Source organism: Frondihabitans peucedani (genome assembly GCF_039537585.1).
Classification (GTDB): Bacteria; Actinomycetota; Actinomycetes; order Actinomycetales; family Microbacteriaceae; genus Frondihabitans; species Frondihabitans peucedani.
This window is the reverse complement of record NZ_BAABAU010000001.1, coordinates 517,200-535,805: the sequence shown is the minus strand read 5'-3', so window position 1 is coordinate 535,805 and position 18,606 is coordinate 517,200. Positions and strand designations below refer to the sequence as shown.

12 protein-coding genes are annotated in these 18,606 nt (G+C 70.1%); 7 read left to right on the top strand and 5 right to left on the bottom strand.

Features of this window, described 5'->3' with window-relative positions; all coding sequences use genetic code 11:
* Positions 1 to 65: 65 nt before the first annotated feature.
* Positions 66 to 1,802, bottom strand: coding sequence for an NAD+ synthase (locus tag ABD733_RS02510; protein WP_344793461.1), 1,737 nt, complete (start codon positions 1,800 to 1,802; stop codon positions 66 to 68).
* A 36-nt stretch (positions 1,803 to 1,838) separates the two neighbouring features.
* On the opposite strand from ABD733_RS02510, the gene ABD733_RS02505 reads away from it, so the two are divergent.
* The 5 genes from ABD733_RS02505 to ABD733_RS02485 all read left to right on the top strand — a co-directional run bounded on the left by ABD733_RS02505 (position 1,839) and on the right by ABD733_RS02485 (position 11,412).
* Positions 1,839 to 3,176: a glutamine synthetase family protein gene (locus ABD733_RS02505; protein WP_344793460.1), complete on the top strand. Its 1,338-nt coding sequence runs from the start codon at positions 1,839 to 1,841 to the stop codon at positions 3,174 to 3,176.
* Positions 3,177 to 3,196: 20 nt separating this feature from the next.
* On the top strand, positions 3,197 to 6,184 hold the full coding sequence (locus ABD733_RS02500) for a bifunctional [glutamine synthetase] adenylyltransferase/[glutamine synthetase]-adenylyl-L-tyrosine phosphorylase (RefSeq protein WP_344793459.1): 2,988 nt from the start codon (positions 3,197 to 3,199) through the stop codon (positions 6,182 to 6,184).
* A gap of 525 nt (positions 6,185 to 6,709) precedes the next feature.
* Positions 6,710 to 8,269, top strand: coding sequence for a glycosyltransferase (locus ABD733_RS02495; RefSeq protein WP_344793458.1), 1,560 nt, complete (start codon positions 6,710 to 6,712; stop codon positions 8,267 to 8,269).
* Positions 8,262 to 9,950, top strand: a complete 1,689-nt coding sequence (locus tag ABD733_RS02490; protein WP_344793457.1) for a glycosyl hydrolase — start codon at positions 8,262 to 8,264, stop codon at positions 9,948 to 9,950. Before ABD733_RS02495 ends, ABD733_RS02490 begins: the two co-directional genes overlap by 8 nt.
* A gap of 40 nt (positions 9,951 to 9,990) precedes the next feature.
* On the top strand, positions 9,991 to 11,412 hold the full coding sequence (locus ABD733_RS02485; RefSeq protein ID WP_344793456.1) for a UDP-glucose dehydrogenase family protein: 1,422 nt from the start codon (positions 9,991 to 9,993) through the stop codon (positions 11,410 to 11,412).
* 67 nt (positions 11,413 to 11,479) lie between these two features.
* Here the strand turns inward: ABD733_RS02485 and ABD733_RS02480 are convergent, their stop codons facing one another.
* Together ABD733_RS02480 and glnA are read right to left on the bottom strand one after the other, a co-directional pair.
* Positions 11,480 to 12,433 (bottom strand): hypothetical protein, encoded by a 954-nt coding sequence (locus tag ABD733_RS02480; RefSeq protein ID WP_344793455.1) that lies wholly within the window; start codon positions 12,431 to 12,433, stop codon positions 11,480 to 11,482.
* Positions 12,434 to 12,614: 181 nt separating this feature from the next.
* Complete coding sequence (gene glnA / locus ABD733_RS02475) at positions 12,615 to 14,039, bottom strand: type I glutamate--ammonia ligase (RefSeq protein WP_344793454.1); 1,425 nt, start codon at positions 14,037 to 14,039, stop codon at positions 12,615 to 12,617.
* Positions 14,040 to 14,201: 162 nt separating this feature from the next.
* Here glnA and ABD733_RS02470 point away from each other — a divergent pair, with 162 nt between their 5' ends.
* Positions 14,202 to 14,627, top strand: a complete 426-nt coding sequence (locus tag ABD733_RS02470; RefSeq protein ID WP_344793453.1) for an RDD family protein — start codon at positions 14,202 to 14,204, stop codon at positions 14,625 to 14,627.
* Between the two features lie 78 nt (positions 14,628 to 14,705).
* Here ABD733_RS02470 and ABD733_RS02465 read toward each other — a convergent pair whose 3' ends face one another.
* Positions 14,706 to 15,449, bottom strand: a complete 744-nt coding sequence (locus ABD733_RS02465; protein WP_344793452.1) for a DUF4191 domain-containing protein — start codon at positions 15,447 to 15,449, stop codon at positions 14,706 to 14,708.
* Between the two features lie 125 nt (positions 15,450 to 15,574).
* Between ABD733_RS02465 and ABD733_RS02460 the strand changes: the two genes are divergently transcribed.
* Entirely contained in the window at positions 15,575 to 16,963 is a 1,389-nt protein-coding gene (locus ABD733_RS02460) for a hypothetical protein (RefSeq protein WP_344793451.1), read from the top strand.
* Between the two features lies 1 nt (position 16,964).
* On the opposite strand, the gene sucB is transcribed toward ABD733_RS02460, so the two are convergent.
* Positions 16,965 to 18,587 (bottom strand): 2-oxoglutarate dehydrogenase, E2 component, dihydrolipoamide succinyltransferase, encoded by a 1,623-nt coding sequence (gene sucB, locus ABD733_RS02455; protein WP_344793450.1) that lies wholly within the window; start codon positions 18,585 to 18,587, stop codon positions 16,965 to 16,967.
* Positions 18,588 to 18,606: the final 19 nt, after the last annotated feature.

The window sequence follows — 18,606 nt, the reverse complement described above, 5'->3', positions numbered from 1 at the left end:
ACGCCGCACGACGCGTGACTCGGGCCGGACTGCGTGTCACGAGAGCCTGACCTGCGCCGAGAGCCTCAGAACACGGTCGGCCGGTACGTGATCGGCAGCCGCCGGTCGCGTCCGAAGGCCATCCCCGAGATCTTCGGCCCGATCGCCCCCTGGCGCCGCTTCCACTCGGAGCGGTCGACCAGCCGCGTCACCTCGGCGACCACGTCGGCGTCGTAGCCGAGGGCCACCACGTCGGCCGCGCCGAGCGACCTCGTGATGTACGCGTCGAGGATCCCGTCGAGCACCTCGTACGGCGGCAGGGTGTCTTCGTCGACCTGGCCAGGCCGCAGCTCGGCCGACGGCGGCTTGGTGATCGAGTTCTCCGGGATCGGCCCCCGCTCGCCCCGCGCCTCGGCGGAGGCGTTCCGCCAGCGGGCCAGCTCCCAGACCATCGTCTTCGGGACGTCCTTGATCGGCGCGAACCCGCCCACCGAGTCGCCGTAGATCGTGGAGTACCCGACCGACAGCTCGGTCTTGTTGCCGGTCGTCAGCACGAGGTGACCGTCGAGATTCGAGAGCCCCATCAGGATGAGGGCGCGCGCCCTGGCCTGGACGTTCTCGGCTGCCAGCCCGGTCAGGTGGAGCTGGCGCTCGAACGGCTCGACGAGATCGGCGATCGGCTCGACGGAGTAGCGCACCCCGATGCGCTCGGCGACGTCGTCGGCGTCGGACCGGGAGTGGTCGGACGACCACTGCGAGGGCATCGACACGCCGAACACGCGGTCGGCCCCGATCGCGTCAGCTGCGATCGCGGCGCAGACCGCCGAGTCGATGCCGCCGGAGAGCCCGAGGATCACCGAGCGGAAGCCGTTCTTCTCGACGTAGTCGCGGGTGCCGACGACGAGGGCGTTCCAGAGCTGCTCGCGCTCGTCGGGCAGGACGGCGATGTCGGGCGGCAGCGCGTCGTAGGTGCCGAACGCGCGCGACTCGACGTCGACCCGCCGGATCCCCTCCGGCAGCTCGGCCCCCGACGACGCCTGCGGATCGAGGTCGAGCGTGAGCAGGTGCTCTCGCCACTGGGGCGCCCTGCCCAGGATCCGGCCCCCGCCGTCGACCACGACGCTGTCGCCGTCGAAGAGCAGGTCGTCCTGCCCGCCGACGATGTTGACGTAGGCGACGATCGTGTCGTTCTCCGTCGCGCGGCGGGTCACCAGGGGGAGCCGCACCTCGTCTTTGCCGGCCACGAACGGGCTGGCGTTGACGACCAGCAGGAGGCCCGCCCCGGCGTCGAGGACGCGACCGACCGGCCCGCCGTCGCGCCAGAGGTCTTCGCAGACGATGAGCGCCACGTCGACGCCGCGGACGCGGACGACGAGCAGCTCTTCACCGGGGATGAAGACCCGGTACTCGTCGAAGACGGAGTAGTTCGGCAGGTGGTACTTGGCCGTCGTCGTCACGACACGCCCGCCCTGCAGGACGCTCGCGCAGTTCTTCGCGATGGCCGTCGGAGCGTTCGACGTGTCGAGGAGGCGGGGCTCGAAGGGGCCGTCGGGGTGGCCGACCACGACGGGCAGATCGCCGAGCCCCTCGCTCTCGAGCCGCACGGCCAGCGCCTCGACCGCCCGGCGGCTGGCGACCAGGAAGCTCGGCCTCGAAGCCAGGTCTTCGATGGGGTAGCCGGTGAGGCTCATCTCGCCGGTGGCGAGGAGGTCGGCACCCGCGGCGCGCGCTGCGCGGGCCGCCTCGAGCAGCTGCTCGGCGTTGCCCGCGAGGTCTCCGACGACGGGGTTCGTCTGTGCGAGCGCCAAGCGGAGTCGGGGCATAGCCACTAGCCTACTCAGGGAGTAGAGAGGGTCTGAATGGACAAGCAAACCGACTTCGTTCTTCGCACTATCGAAGAGCGGGGCATCAAGTTCATCCGGCTCTGGTTCACCGACGTGATCGGCACGCTCAAGTCCGTCGCCATCGCGCCCGCCGAGGTCGAGGGGGCCTTCGCCGAGGGCGTCGGCATCGACGGCTCGGCGATCGAGGGGCTCACCCGCTCGTTCGAGGCCGACGTGCTGGTGCACCCCGACCCGACCACGTTCCAGATCCTGCCGTGGCGCGGCACCGAAGACCCGACCGCCCGCATGTTCTGCGACATCGCGACCCCCGACGGGGCGCCCGGCGTCGCCGACCCCCGCAACGTGCTGAAGCGCACCCTCGCCCGGGCCGGCGACCGCGGCTTCACCTTCTACACGCACCCCGAGGTCGAGTTCTACCTGCTCAAGTCGTCGAAGTTCGGCAAGAACGGCCCCGAGCCCGTCGACCAGGCCGGCTACTTCGACAACGTCCCGGGCGGCACCGCCCACGACTTCCGCCGCCGCTCGGTGCGCATGCTCGAAGACCTCGGCATCTCGGTCGAGTTCAGCCACCACGAGGCCGGCCCCGGCCAGAACGAGATCGACCTCCGCTACGCCGACGCGCTGACGATGGCCGACAACATCATGACCTTCCGCACCGTGGTCAAAGAGGTCGCGATCGAGCAGGGCGTCTACGCGACGTTCATGCCGAAGCCCCTCCAGGGCCAGCCGGGGTCGGGCATGCACACGCACCTGTCGCTCTTCGAGGGCGACGCGAACGCGTTCTACGAGGCCGGGGCGGAATACCAGCTGTCGAAGATCGGCCGCCAGTTCATCGCCGGCCTCCTCCGCCACGCGCCCGAGATCACGGCGGTGACGAACCAGTTCGTCAACAGCTACAAGCGCCTCTGGGGCGGCGACGAGGCCCCGAGCTTCGTCACCTGGGGCCACAACAACCGGTCCGCCCTGGTGCGCGTGCCGCTCTACAAGCCGAACAAGGGCCAGTCCAGCCGTGTCGAGTACCGCGCGATCGACTCCGCGGCGAACCCCTACCTGGCGTTCTCGCTCCTCCTGGCCGCCGGGCTCAAGGGCATCGAGGAGGGCTACGAGCTCCCCGCCGAGGCGGAGGACAACGTCTGGAGCCTGAACGACGCCGAGCGGCGCGCCCTCGGCTACAACCAGCTGCCGGCGAGCCTCGACCACGCCCTGTCGCTGATGGAGGACTCCGAGCTGGTCGCCGAGACGCTCGGCGAGCACGTGTTCAACTACGTCCTCAAGAACAAGCGCCAGGAGTGGAAGGAGTACCGCGCCCAGGTGACGCCGTTCGAACTCCGCTCCAACCTCGAGATGCTGTAGCCCGGGCTCCGCCGACCCTCATGCCCCGCTCCGCGACAGCTCTGACCGATCTGGCGCGGTACGGGTTCGCCGACCTCCGCGCCAGTCGCGATCTCCTCGACCAGCTCCGCGACTCTCAGCCGCTCGTCGAGTCGTTCCTGCCGGCCCTCTCGCAGAGCGCCGACCCCGATCACGCGCTGATCCGGCTCGCGCGCCTGCTCGAGCGCGCACCCGACCAGGTCGGCGAGCTCCTCGCCGCCACGAGCGACCCGAGTCCGACGAAGACCGACGAGCGTCCCGGCGACCGGCTCATGCTGGTGCTCGGGGCGTCCGAGGGCCTCGCCGAGTTCTTCCTCCGGCGACCGGAGGCCCTCCGGGTCCTCCGTCGCAAGGTCTGGACCGTCCCGCACCAGGACGACTACGAGCGCGACCTCCTCGAGGCGGTGGACGGCAGGAAGGGCGACGACGCGCGGCTCGCACTCCGCGTCGCGTACCGGGAGCACCTCGTGTCGCTCGCCGCCTACGATCTCGGCCTCTACGATCCTGTGGCCGGCCTCGACGTGGTCGCCGCGGCCCTCGCCGATCTCGCCGGTGCCGCCCTCGAGGCAGCCCTCGACGTCGCACGCCGTGAGGTCTCCTTCGACGCCGACGAGATCGCCTCGACGCGCCTCGCGATCATCGCCATGGGCAAGACGGGAGCGCGCGAGCTCAACTACCTGAGCGACGTCGACGTGATCTTCGTCGCGGAGGCCCGGGAGGGCCTCGATCCTGCGCGCGCCGTCGAGATCGCGACGCGGCTCGCCGTGCACGCCACGCGCGTGCTCTCCGACATCGGCCCCGAGGAGCCCCTCTGGGAGGTCGACGCGAACCTCCGCCCCGAGGGCAAGAACGGCGCGCTGGTCCGCACGCTGTCGTCGCACATCGCCTACTACGAGCGCTGGGCGAAGCCGTGGGAGTTCCAGGCGCTCCTCAAGGCGCGACCGATCGCGGGCGACCGGGAGCTCGGCGACGAGTACGTCGAGCGGCTCGCACCGATGGTCTGGTCGGTCGCCGAGGCCGAGAACTTCGTCGAGTCGGTGCAGCGGATGCGCGAGCGCGTCACCGCGCACATCCCCGCCGACCAGGTCGACCGGCAGCTGAAGCTCGGCCCGGGAGGGCTCCGCGACATCGAGTTCACGATCCAGCTGCTGCAGCTCGTGCACGGTCAGGCCGACCCCGAGATCCGGCAGCGGTCGACGCTCGGCGCCCTGGGCGCCCTCGTCCGGGAGGGCTACGTCGGCCGCGCCGAGGCGACGGAGTTCGACCGCGACTACCGCGAGCTCCGGCTCCTCGAGCACCGCATCCAGCTGTCGCGCCTCCGCCGCACGCACCTGATGCCGACCGGCGAGGAGGAGCTCCGCTTCCTCGCCCGCGCCACCGGCCTCGCTCCGTCGGCCACCGAGCTCGTCGACCACTGGCACGCAATCAAGCGCCGGGTCCGCAGCCTGCACGAGCGGCTCTTCTACCGCCCCCTCCTGACGGCCGTGGCGCGACGCCCCGACAAGGAGCTGGCCCTGACCACAGGATCGGCCGTCGCCCGGCTGCAGGCCATCGGGTTCCGCGATCCCCGTGGCGCGCTGGCGCACATCGCCGCGATGACGAGCGGCGTCTCCAGGCGGGCGAGCATCCAGCGGCACCTGCTGCCGGCCATGCTGCAGTGGTTCGCCGACGGCACCGATCCCGACCTGGGGCTGCTGGCGTTCCGACGGCTGAGCGACGGACTGGGGGAGTCGTACTGGTTCCTCCGGATGCTCCGCGACTCCTCGGGCGCGGCGCAGCGCCTCACGACCGTCCTCTCGTCGTCCCGGTTCGTGGCCGACCTGCTGGAGCGCATCCCCGAGGCGGCGTCCTGGCTGGAGGACGACGACGATCTCCGCCCGAGGAGCTTCGAGGTCCTCGCCGACGAGATGCGCGCGACCGTGGCGAGGCACGACGATGTTGCGGTAGCGGCGCAGGTGCTCCGGGGGAGCCGGCGCCGCGAGATCCTGCGCATCGCCCTCGGCGCCATCGTCGGAGTCGTCACCGTCGACGAGCTCGGCACGGGCCTCTCCGATGTGACGACCACGACGATCGCGGGCGCGCTCGCGCTGGCGCGACGGGACGGCAGGGGGGACGGCCTCGAGTTCGGAGTGATCGCGCTCGGACGGTACGGCGGTCAGGAGCTCGGCTTCGCGTCGGACGCCGACGTCCTCTACGTCTACCGTCCTGCCGATCCTGCCGATCCGACCGCCCAGTCTCGGGCCACCCAGATCGTGGCGGCGCTCCACCGCTTCACCGAGGACCCCCTCATGCCGCTCGACCTCGACGCCGACCTCCGGCCCGAGGGCAAGAACGGCCCCGTCGTGCGCTCCCTCGACGCGTACGCGGCCTACTACGCCCGGTGGGCACTGACCTGGGAGGCCCAGGCGCTGCTGCGGGCGCGGGGAGCGGTGGGGGATCCTGCGCTCCTCGGCGACTTCGAGCGCCTCGCCGACACCGTCCGGTACCCCGAGCACCTGTCCGAGCAGGACGTCCGCGAGGTGAAGCGCATCAAGGCCCGCGTCGAGTCGGAGCGTCTGCCAAAGGGGGCGGACCCGACGCGGCACCTGAAGCTCGGTCGGGGGTCTCTCAGCGACGTCGAGTGGTTCGTGCAGCTGCTGCAGCTGCAGCACGCCGCGCGGGTGCCCGGTCTCCGGACCCCGTCGACGCTGGGAGCCCTCGACGCCGCCGTCGGCGCCGGCCTCGTGACGGAGGCGGACGCCGGCCGGCTGCGCGACGCCTGGATCATCGCCTCGCGCGCCCGCTCCGCCGTCATGCTCTGGACGTCGCGCACGTCCGACGTGCTCCCGGCCGACCGGCGCCAGCTCGAGGCCGTCGCGCGCCTCCTCGAATACCCGCCAGGATCCGCCACGCAGCTCGAAGAGGACTATCTCGCGACCACCCGGCGCGCCCGCCACGTGTTCGAGGCCGGCTTCTACGGGATCGAGAAGTCGCCCGAGCCCACCGGTTGAGGCGGCAGGCAAAGCGCCCGGCCGACTGAGAGCGGCTCGCGACACGCCCAAGAACGATCCGGTTCGCAAATCGGCGGCAGAAGAATCTGTCGTCCCCCGAAATCGTCGTCTGTACCCCTCGCCGCGTGTCCGCCAGGTTACGGCCGCGTGACGAGGAGCGCTGTGACGGGCGGGGCGCAGGAGGTGTCCCGCGAAATGGGGGTCAGGATCGCCACGCCGCACCGATCACGAATATTCTGGCTCCTGATCAGCAATTCTGCAGCTCATGAGGACTACTCAGAGACACCGGTGCCGGACCATTCGGGGTACACGTATCGGCATGGAGTCTGAGCGTCACCCCCGGTCGGCATTTCGCACGACACCGAGAGGAGGACAAGCACGTACCCCACTCCTGGGAACTCCTCCCCAGAGCGGGGGTCGTCTTGTGAGCCCCTTCGTCATCGACTACAAATTGGAACACCCCGAACGCCCGATTCCCCAAAGACGCGGAAGCCACCACTTCTACCCTCCCCGCAGGCGGCAATCGTGTTAACGTTCATTCTCCAAATCCGTCACGAAGTCAACGGTCACCCTGAGGTCTACCTCTTCAGCGTGTACTCGATCATGATCTGGGTCCTCTGGATCATCAAGGTCGTGATCTCGCGCAGCTACCGGCCCTTCACCGGCACCTACACGGGTACGACGAGCGTCGTCGTGCCCGTGGTCGACGAGCCGGAAGACCTCTTCCGCGACGTGATCGGCCGCATGGTGGAGCAGGGGCCCGACGAGATCATCGTCGTCATCAACGGCGCCCCGAACCCGGCGCTCCAGGCGATCTGCGAGGACTTCGCGCCCCTGGTGCAGTGGACGCACACACCGATCCCCGGCAAGCGGAACGCGGTCATGATCGGCACCGAGCTGTCGAAGGGCGACATCACCGTCCTCGTCGACTCCGACACCGTCTGGACTCCCGGCACGCTCAGCGAGCTCGTGAAGCCGTTCGCGCAGGCCAACGTCGGCGGCGTCACCACCCGCCAGCGCATCCTGGAGCCGGAGCGCAGCTGGATCACGCGCTGGGCAGACTGGCTGGAGAACAGCCGCGCGCTCTACTCGATGCCGGCGCAGAGCGTCCTGGGGCAGATCGGCTGCCTCCCGGGCCGGACGATCGCCTTCCGTCGCGAGATCCTGGTGCGGGTCATGGACAAGTTCATGACCGAGAAGTTCATGGGCGTGTTCCTCGAGGTCAGCGACGACCGCACGCTCACCAACCTCACGCTCAAAGAGGGCTACCGCACCGTCTACCAGTACACGAGCCTCGTCTACACGGATGCTCCGCTGAAGATCAAGAAGCTCTTCAAGCAGCAGCTCCGCTGGGCTCGCGGCAGCCAGTACAACACCCTCCGCATGATGCCCTGGATGCTCGGGCACGCCCCGATGCTCGCGTTCTTCTTCGCGATGGACATCATCCTGCCGTTCGTCCTCCTCGGAGTCGTCGGCGGCTGGATCTACAACGGGCTCACCGGCCAGGGGACCAACCTGTACACCGGTATCCTGCACGAATACGGCTTCCGCTCCGGCGTCCTGGCGATCGTCGCCCTGATGGTGGCCTCGTCGGTGCTCAGCATGGCGATCCGGCAGATGCGGCACCTCTCTGAAAAGCCCGGCGACTTCATCCGCCTGCCCGTCTTCATCATCGTGTCGACGTTCTTCCTGATGCCCATCCGAATCATCGGCTTCTTCCGCATGGGCCACTCGGCCGGCTGGGGGACCAGGGCCGGTGCCTACACGGGCGGCGTCGTGACCGAGGAGGTCGCGGAGGAGGTCGAGAGCCGCGAACAGCGGATGGAGACGCCCCTCGACGCCCTCGAGGCCCAGTTCACCGACACGCCGGGGCAACCCTCCGTCGACACGCTCTTCGACTTCGGCACCCCCGAGAACCCCGAGTCCGGGACCGTCCTCGTCAAGAGCCGTCGCGAGGCGAAGACCGCGGTCGCAGCCACGCCCAAGACCCAGGTGCCCGCGCGGCGCCGCCTGAACCCGAAAGCCGGATGGCCGTACCTCATCGGTGCCGTGATCCTCGTCCTGGAGGCCCTCTTCATTGTCTGACCTCACCTCGCCCTCCGGTCATGGCTCGACCATGATCACGCCCCTCAGCACCGGCACCGCCTGGTGGACCACCGGCAAGAAGAACTCCCGCCGTTCCGCGCTGGGCGCGACCGCCATCGTGGTGCTCCTCGCGCTCATCTCGTGGCTGGTGTGGATGTCGCCCACCGACAACGTGGTCCGTCACGCGGTCACCGACGTGGTGAAGCCGATCGCAGGATCGATGGCGCTCAAGAACGACCGCGCCAGCCTCCTCACGCAGCTGGTCTCGACCAAGTCGCAGGTGAACGACCAGTCCGCACAGCTGGCGGAGCAGCAGAAGCAGCTCCAGGCGGCTCTCGGCAAGGCGAAGGCGCTCGAGTCGCAGCTCGCCACGGCGAAGTCCGAGGCGGCGACCGCGACCGGCAAGGCGTCCTCGCTGAAGGCGCAGGCCGACGCGGGCGCCACGAAGTCGGCCTTCACGGCGAGCGACGGCGGCGGGTCCACCCTCGGCGGCGGAAGCACCAACGGCGACTTCCCGGCCGGCGACGGCTCGGCTGCGGGCGGCTCCGGCGGCACCGGCACCGGCACGGGCGGCACCGGCACGGGCACGGGCACGGGCGCTGGCACCGGGTCCGGCTCTGGCAGCGGCTCTGGTGACGGCTCCGGCGGCGGCACGGGCGGCGCCCCGACCGGACCGGTCGTCCCCTCCACGCCCACCCTCGCCTCGATCAAGAACCCGACCTCGCGCTACTTCGGGCTCTACACGGCCCAGTCGCCGTTCAGCTGGTCGGAGTTCGACGACGTCACCAAGAAGGTCGGCGAGCAGCCGAACAGCGCCGGCTACTTCCAGGGCTGGGACCAGGACTTCCGGGCGGACGCCGTCCAGCGCTCCTGGGCCAAGGGCGACCTGCCGATCATCACCTGGGAGTCGCAGTCGTCGACAGCGGGCAACAACCAGCCCGACCAGCCCGAGTACTCGCTCGGCAACATCATCAAGGGCGACTTCGACGCCTACCTGAAGAAGTACGCCGACGCGATCGTCACCAACGGCCAGCCCGTCGGCATCCGCCTCGACCAGGAGATGAACGCGACCTGGTACCCCTGGTCGGAGGACGACGGTCACGGCAACTCGGTCAACGGCAACAGCGCCGGTCAGTACAAGCTGATGTGGCAGCACGTCCACGACGTGTTCGCCGGCGAGGGGGCGAACGAGTACGTCAACTGGATCTGGGCGCCGAACCGCATCAACAACCTGACCAAGACGCACAAGACCCTCGAGTACAACGCCTCGCTCTACCCGGGCGACGAGTACGTCGACTGGATCGGGATGTCGGGCTACGAACGCCCCTCGGGCGACGGGCCGCAGGACGGGTCGTTCGCTGACACGTTCGGCGACACCCTCTCGATCCTGCGTCAGATCGCAGACAAGCCCATCTTCCTGGCGGAGGTCGGAGCGACGGAGGGCGGCGGCCTCAAGGCCGGCTGGATCACCAACCTGTTCAACGCGCTGGCAGCCCCCGAGAACAAGGACATCATCGGCTTCTCGTGGTTCAGCCTCACGGTCACGACCACCCTCAACGGCCAGCTCGTCACCAACGACTGGCGTCTGAACTCCACCGCGACTGCCCTGCAGGCGTTCGCGACCGGCATCAGCCGGACCGACATCGACTACGCCCTGCGGCCGGTCACACCGGCCTCGTAACGGCCTCACCCCGCTTCTCCCACCACGACTGGAGACACTCATGACCACGTCAAAGAAATCGCAGGATCCCGCGGCCCTCGACCACGGCACCGCACTCAAGCCCCGCATCAGCGTCATCGGCACCGGCTACCTCGGCGCCACTCACGCTGCCGCCATGGCCGAGATGGGCTTCGACGTCATCGGCGTCGACACCGACCCGTCGAAGGTCGAGGCGCTGAGCGCCGGCCGCGTGCCGTTCTTCGAGCCGGGCCTGCCCGAGCTGATCGTGGAGCACGTCGCCTCCGGCCGCCTGCGCTTCACGAGCGACCTCGCCGACGCCGTCGCGACCAGCGACGTCCACTTCATCTGCGTCGGCACCCCGCAGCGCCGGGGGAGCCACGCCGCCAACCTCAGCTACGTCGAGGCGGCCACCAAGGCCGTCGCCGAGTCGCTCAGCCACGACGGCATCATCGTCGGCAAGTCGACCGTCCCGGTCGGGACCGCGGCACGCCTCCGCAAGCTCGTCGCCGACGCGAAGCCCGAGGGGATCGAGACCCAGGTCGTCTGGAACCCCGAGTTCCTCCGCGAGGCCCACGCCGTCGAAGACACCCTGCGGCCCGACCGCATCGTGTTCGGCGGGACCGACGCCACCAGCGAGGCGATCCTGCGCCAGGTCTACGCGGCGCCGATCGCGACCGGCACGCCCGTCATCTCGTGCGACCTCGCCACCGCCGAGCTCGTCAAGGTGTCGGCCAACGCGTTCCTCGCGACGAAGATCTCGTTCATCAACGCGATCTCCGAGCTCTGCGAGGTCGCCGGCGCCGACGTCCGCGTGCTCGCCGACGCTCTCGGGCACGACGACCGGATCGGCCGCAAGTTCCTGAACGCCGGGCTCGGCTTCGGCGGCGGCTGCCTCCCGAAGGACATCCGCGCCCTCATGTCGCGGGCCAACGAGCTCGGCGCAGGCCGCGTCGTGGGGCTCATGCAGGAGGTCGACGAGATCAACATGCTGCAGCGCCAGCGCGTGATCGACCAGGCGATCGACGCGTGCGGGGGCTCCGTGCTCAACCGAAAGCTGGCGATCCTGGGGGCCGCCTTCAAGCCCGACACAGACGACGTCCGCGACTCGCCGGCCCTGAACGTCGCTGCGGCGCTCCACCTCCGCGGCGCCCAGGTGCTCGTGGTCGACCCCGAGGCGTCCGAGACGGCTCAGCGCAGCTTCCCGACGCTCTCGTTCGCCGACAGCCTCGACGAGGCCGTGACGGACGCCGACGTGGTCCTGCTGCTCACGGAGTGGCCCGTCTTCGTGAACGCAGACCCCACGCACCTCGCCGAGCTCGCGGCGAACCCCGTGGTGCTCGACGCGCGCAACGCGCTCGACACCGAGGTGTGGTCGGCCGCGGGCTGGGAGGTGCGTCCGCTCGGCGGTCGCGTCGTCGCCCGCCAGCGCCGTGTGCTCGAGGGCTCGGCTCTGCCCGCCTGACCTCGCGTGTCGCGCCTGCGCCGCTCCAGCGCTCGCTAAACCCTCGCGTTCGGCTCCCACGGTGGTCCTAGGACCACCGCGGCGGCCGGAGGCGAGGGTTTAGCCGCGGCACGCCGGCAGCCCACAGCCGCCGAGCCAGCTCGTCGGGGTCGCGCGCCACCGCGTAGTCCCAGCGGACCACGTCGCGGACGTCGGGATGGGCCCGCAGCCGGGCCTCGCGCCGTTTCTCGTCCACGACGACGCCCGCCGCGCTCCGCCCCTGGCGGAACCTCGGGTCGGAGTACTTCCAGGCTCCGTCGAACTCGCCCACCACGCCGACCAGCGGCCACCAGAAGTCGACGACCCCGATCAGCCCCTGCGCGTCCGAGAACGCCTTCTGCAGTTCGGGGGCAGGGAGTCCGCGACTCGCCATCGACACTCGGCTGAACGACTCGCCGGGCGAGGCCGAGGAGCCGTCGGCGAACTCGAGAGCGGCGGTGGCGGAGCGGATCCTGCGCGCAGATGGCGACCGGAGCAGGATCGCGTGCAGGTCCGACTTGTCACCGCCGGTCGATGCGAGCACGTGGTCGAAGACCAGCACTGCCACGTCGAAGGGGGAGATCAGCGCGAGGTCGACGGCCGTCCGCGCCGGACTCGTGACCCAGAGGTCGTTCCAGCGCACGTGTTCGTCGCCGGTCGCGCGGCCCGGACGCCGGTGGAGGGTGGCGATGCGATTGCTCGTCGCGCGCTTCTCGTCGATGACCTGGACGTCTCTCGGCCAGGCGTCGGGGACGGGGAAGCCCCAGATCGCGGCCGCCGACCAGTGCGACACGGTGACTTTCGTCGTGAGGCGTTCGACGACCGCGACGATGCGGGTGACGGACCGCTCCCGCTCGCTCAGGGCCTCCCAGACAGGGGAGGGGAGATAGACGCCGCGGACCACGCGGACGAGCACGCCGGACGCACCGAGACGACGAAGGGACCTGTCGTCGAGGCCCGTCGTGACGAAGTCGGCTGTGCGGGAGGTGGCTGTGGCGTGCATGGGTCGACCCTGGCCGTCCTCATCCCGCAGCGAGCCCTGATCCTGCGCCCCTGTGGACGGCCGCGCGGCTGCCCCGCCCTGTGGAGCGGAGGCTCGCACGACAAAACCCTCGGGTCCGGCCGCCACGGTGGTCCTAGGACCACCGCGCGAGCCGAACCCGAGGGTTTAGCGGGGGCGCTGACTACACGCCGAAGTACATCTCGAACTCGAACGGGTGCGGACGCTGCGCCATGGGCAGGATCTCCTTCTCGCGCTTGTACGCGATCCAGGTCTCGATGAGGTCTTCGGTGAAGACGTTGCCCTTGGTCAGGAACTCGTGGTCGGCCTCGAGCGCCAGCAGGGCGGCCTCGAGCGATGCCGGCACCTGCGGGATGTTCTTGGCCTCTTCGGGCGGGAGCTCGTAGAGGTCTTTGTCGACGGGCTCGTGCGGCTCGATGCGGTTCTGGATGCCGTCGAGGCCGGCCATCAGCTGCGCGGCGAACGCCAGGTAGGGGTTCGACGCCGCGTCGGGGACGCGGAACTCGATGCGCTTGGCCTTCGGGTTCGTGCCGGTGATCGGGATGCGGATGGCAGCGGAGCGGTTTCCGGCCGAGTACACCAGGTTGACGGGGGCCTCGAAGCCCGGGATCAGGCGGTGGTACGAGTTGATCGACGGGTTCGTGAACGCCAGGACGGCGGGGGCGTGCTTGAGCAGGCCGCCGATGTACCAGCGGGCGAGGTCGGAGAGACCGCCGTAGCCGTTCTCGTCGTAGAAGAGGGGCTTGCCGTCGCTCCAGAGCGACTGGTGGGTGTGCATGCCCGAGCCGTTGTCGCCGAAGAGGGGCTTCGGCATGAAGGTCGCGACCTTGCCCCACTGCTCGGCCGTGTTCTTGACGATGTACTTGAACTTCAGGATGTCGTCGGCCGCGTGGACCATCGTGTCGAACTTGTAGTTGATCTCCTGCTGACCGCCGGTGCCCACCTCGTGGTGCGCGCGCTCGAGCTCGAGGCCCGACTCGATCAGCTTGAGGCTGATGTCGTCGCGGAGGTCGGCCGTCTTGTCGACGGGCGAGACCGGGAAGTAGCCGCCCTTGTACGCGGTCTTGTTGGCGAGGTTTCCGCCCTCTTCGGCGCGGCCGGTGTTCCAGGCGCCCTCCTCGGAGTCGACCGAGTAGAACGAGCCGTTCTGCTTCACGTCGTAGCGGACGTCGTCGAAGATGTAGAACTCGGCCTCGGGGGCGAAGAACGCCGTGTCGGCGATTCCGGTGGAGGCGACGTAGCGCTCGGCCTTCTTGGCGACCTGACGCGGGTCGCGCGAGTAGAGCTCGCCGTTGCGCGGGTTGAAGATGTCGAAGACCAGGATGAGGGTCCGCTCGGCGCGGAAGGGGTCGACGTAGCCCGTGGTGACGTCTGGGATGAGCTGCATGTCGGACTCGTGGATCGACGCGAACCCGCGGATCGAGGAGCCGTCGAACAGCTGACCGACCGAGAAGAACTCCTCGTCGACCGTGGATGCGGGGATGTTGAAGTGCTGCTGGACACCGGGCAGGTCGGTGAATCGAATATCAAGGAACTTGACGTCAGTGTCCTTGATGAACTTCAGCACCTCGGAAGAATCTTTGAACATACGCGAGGTCTCTCCAATGGGCGTGGAACGTGGGCGAAAGCGGGACGCCTCCAGTGATGAGGCTATTGAGAACCCGTTTCCCCCCAGTGTCGCGGATGTTTCCGGGTTGTTACGCGTGACCCGCGCAGGGGGCACCGATCGGCCGTCGGTAGGCTCGTGACCATGTCGAGCGCCCCTCCGCCCCTCCCGGGTGAATCGAAGCCGAAGAGCCCGTGGCCCGGTCACGACCTGGGCCTCCCCGAGAGCGGTCCGCGGTCGATGGCCAGGTTCGGGCGCCGGATCGCGGCCCTCCTCATCGACTGGCTCCTCGCCGTCGTCATCTCGATCACGTTCTTCCACTACAACTCGTTCGCGACGCTCGGGGTCTTCGCGGTCATGCAGATCGTGTTCCTCGTCACGATCGGGGGCAGCATCGGGCACATCGTCCTTCGCCTCCGCCTGGTGCCCCTGGCGGGAGGCTACATCGGCGTCTGGAAGCCGATCGTCCGGACGGTGCTCATCTGCCTCGTGATCCCCGCGGTCATCTACGACCAGGATCAGCGCGGGCTTCACGACCGCGCGATCGCGTCGATCCTGGTCCGCATCTAGTCGGCCGCTCGACCCCGCAGACACGGAATCCGCCCTTTCGCAGAAGCGAGAGGGCGGATTCGTGTGTTCGCGTCAGGATCAGCGCGGCCGGCCGGGGCGGACCCGCATCGGGTCGACGCCCTTGGGGATCGGCAGCTTGTTCTGGCCGAGCGACTCGAGGCGGTTGCTGACGGCGAGGATCTCGTCGCGACCGATGGCCTTCTTGCCCTTGTTCATGTTGCGCGCGAGCTTGTGCAGCGGGATCGCGTCGGCGTCGGGCCCGACCGCGAGCACCGTGACGGGGACGCCGGGCGTGATGCGCTGGACCTTCCGGCGCTCCTCGTCGACGATCTTCTGCGTCTGACCCTTGGTGCCCTCGGTCACGAGGACGATGCCGGGTCGGCCGACGGCGCGGTAGACGGCGGCCTGGCTGCGGCCGTTGACGGCGACGGGCATCTCGCTGGCGCGCCACTGACGACGGAGGCCGCTCTTGAAGACGGCTCCGACGGCACCGGGCTGGCCCTCGATCTGCGAGTAGGCGGCGCGCTCCGCGAGGCGGCCGAGCACGATCATGAACACCAGGATGCCGGCCATGACGCCGACGACGATGTAGAGGATGAAGCTCAGGACGTTGCCGCCGCCGAGCAGGAAGGCGAGCAGGACACCGAGCAGGACGGGCACGAGGAAGGCGGCGAGCATCCACCAGATCGCCATCTTGTCGTACCGGCGGGTCATGTTGAAGACCTGGTACATCTGCTTGATGCGACCGGGCTCCTTCGCGGGTTTCGACGCGGACGTCGCGGACGAGGGAGCTGCGCTCTCAGAGGACTTGCTGCGTGCCATGCTGACTAGGATACGGGCTCCGAGGCACCGCGGCGCTCCTCCCCAGGGACGCTCGGTGCTGCATCCCTCCACAGCGGCCGGCGGGCGTCGAAGGGCTCGGGCATCGAGAGGCGCAGGATCAGCCCATGCCGATCCCACCGACACCTCCCGGCGCCCCGGGCGACCTCCTCGCGAGCGGACCCCGGGCCGACGTCTTCGAGTGGCGCCCGGCCGCCGACGACCCGACGGAGCCCCTGGTGGTCAAGCTCTACCGGGGGAGCGGCGCGACCGCCGAGGCGCTGGCGCTCGGCGTCGCCCTCGCGACGGCTCAGCACGAGCACGTCGTCCGACTGGCCGGCCTGGTCGACCTCGGCTCGCGGGGCGTCGGAGTCCTGCTGCCGCGGCTCGGGACGACGACCGCGCAGGCTCTGCTGGCTCGGCGCCGCGTCATCACGGCGGGGGAGGCCGTCACGCTGGTGGCGCCGATCCTGCTCGCCCTCCTCCACCTGGAGCGCCGCGGACTCGACCCGCGCGTGCGGCTGACCGCGGCGACCGGCCTCGACGACATCCTGTTCGACGACCGCGGTGCACCCTTGCTCACCTCGCTCCGCGTCGTCGGCCTCGACGACCCGCGCCTGCTCGAGCCCGCGGCCACGGCTCGAGCCCTCGTCGACGAGGTGCTCGCCGCGACCCACGGCGGCAGGGCGGGCAGCCGGAGGATCCTCGAGACCCTCTGCGAGGCGGAGGCGTCGATCGACGAGCTCCTGGAGGTCGTCTTCGAGCTCGACGAGCCGGCTCCCCTCGAGGGCGCGCAGGATCCCCCCGCTCACCCCGAGCCCGAGCCTGCGGGGTCCGGTGGCAGCCCGGCCCCCGCCGCCCTGACGACGCCGGTGCGCCGTCTCACTGCCGGCGCCCTCGCTGCCAGCACCCTCGCCGCCAGCACCCTCGCAGCCCTCCGGCAGACGCGGCCTCGGGTGTGGGCGGGCGCCGCCGCGCTGGTCGTCTCGTCCGTCGTCGGGCTGATCGTCGTAGGAGCACCGAGCTCCAGCCCGCCCGATGCCGCCACCGCATCGGTCTCGGCTTCAGCGTCGGTATCGACGTCGGCGGGCGGAGGAGCCCGCGCGGCGACCAGTCCGGCTGCCTCTCCTGCGACCTCTCCGGCTGCCTTTCCAACCGCCGACCGCGAGGCCGAGACCGCCGCCGTCCTCGCGGGCGACGACGCGGACGGCGCAGCGCGCGTGCTCCTCCGCCTTCGGGCGGCCTGCCTCGAGGCGCTCGACTCCGAGTGCCTCGCGGGAGTGGACGAGCCGGAGTCTCCTGCACTGCTTGCGGACACCGCCGCCGTCGACGATCCTGCGCTCCTCGCCGACCTCCCGGTGCCCGTCGAAGTCCGCTCGGTCGTGAACCGGCTTGGCGGGGCTGTGCTCTACGCGGCTGCCGGTCACGCAGACGACGAACCGGCCTCCGTCCTCGTGACGAGGACAGAGGCCGGTTGGCGTGTTCGGACGGTCTCGCGGAGCGGACCCCCCGGGTGACTCAGATGCCGAGCTTGCCCTGGAAGTCGCCGCCCTCGAGGCGGTTCTTGACGGCCACCAGGAAGCGAGCGGCGTCGGCACCGTCGACGATGCGGTGGTCGTACGAGAGGGCCAGGTAGACCATCGAGCGGATCGCGATCGACTCGGAGCCGTCAGCGGTGATGACGACGGGCTTCTTGACGACGATGCCGGTGCCGAGGATGGCGACCTGCGGCAGGAAGACGACCGGGGTGTCGAACAGCGCGCCGCGCGAACCCGTGTTGGTCACCGTGAACGTGCCGCCGGAGAGCTCGTCGGGGGTCAGCTTGTTGTCGCGGGTCCGGCCGGCGAGGTCGGCGATCGAGGCGGCCAGCCCGGCGAGGTCGAGCGACGCGGCGTTCTTGATGACGGGCGTCAGCAGACCGCGCTCGGTGTCGACCGCCATGCTGATGTTCTCGGTGTCGGGGTAGACGATCGAGTCGCCGTCGACGGTCGCGTTCAGCTTCGGGTAGGCCTGGAGGGCCTCCGCCGCCGCGAGCGTGAAGAACGGCAGGAACGACAGCTTGTTGCCCGTCTTGGCGACGAAGTCGGCCTTCACGGAGTCGCGGAACGCGGCGACCTTCGTGACGTCGACCTCGACGACGCTGGTGAGCTGGGCGGTCTGCTGCATCGACTCTACGGCGCGCTGAGCCACCACCTTGCGGAGGCGGGTCATCGGGACGGTCGTGCCGCGGAGCTCGGAGACGGGGAGCGGCTGGTAGGACGAGGAGGCAGCCGGAGCCGCAGCGGCCGGGGTCGCTGCAGCGGCCTTCGAGGCGGCCTCGGCAGCTGCCAGGACGTCCTCCTTGCGGATGCGGCCACCCACGCCGCTGCCGGTGAGGGTCGAGAGGTCGATGCCCTTCTCGTTGGCGAGCTTGCGCACGAGCGGGGTGACGTAGCCGACGGGAGCGCCGGTCGACGGCGCCGCAGGAGCGGCGGCAGCCGGCGCGGGAGCGGCGGGTGCGGCGGCAGCAGTCGCGGCCGGAGCAGCGGCGGCCGGAGCAGCGGCAGCGGGGGCCGGAGCAGCGGCAGCGGGGGCCGGAGCAGCCGTCGCAGCAGCAGCAGGGGCCGGGTCGACGTCGGTCGGCGGCGCGATGGGAGCGGCGTCGGCCTTCTCGCCGGGAGCGGGAGCGGCGTCGGACGGCACGATCTCGCCAGCCTCGTCGTCGGACTCGTCCGAGCTCTGGTCGCCGGAGCCCTGGTCGGAGCCCTCGGCGGTCGCGGCCTCGTCGGTCGGCGCGGGGCCCTCGTAGCCCTCGGACGACTCGCCGGAATCCTCGGAGGCGGGGTGGTCGGCCTCGGGCGAGGCGGGGCCGGTGCCGGGTGCCTCGGCCTCGGGGGCCGAGTCGGCAGGGGCGCCGGCGCCGCTGCCGTCACCGATCTTCACCAGGGGCGTGCCGACCTCGACGGTCTCGTCTTCGGCGACGAGGATCTCCTCGACGACTCCCGCGACGGGCGAAGGGATCTCGGTGTCGACCTTGTCGGTCGAGACCTCGAGCAGCGGCTCGTCGACCTCCACCCGGTCTCCGACATTCTTCAACCAGCGGGTGACCGTGCCCTCGGTGACACTCTCACCGAGTGCCGGGAGGTTGACGGATTCGCTCATCAGTGGAACTCCTTCTTGC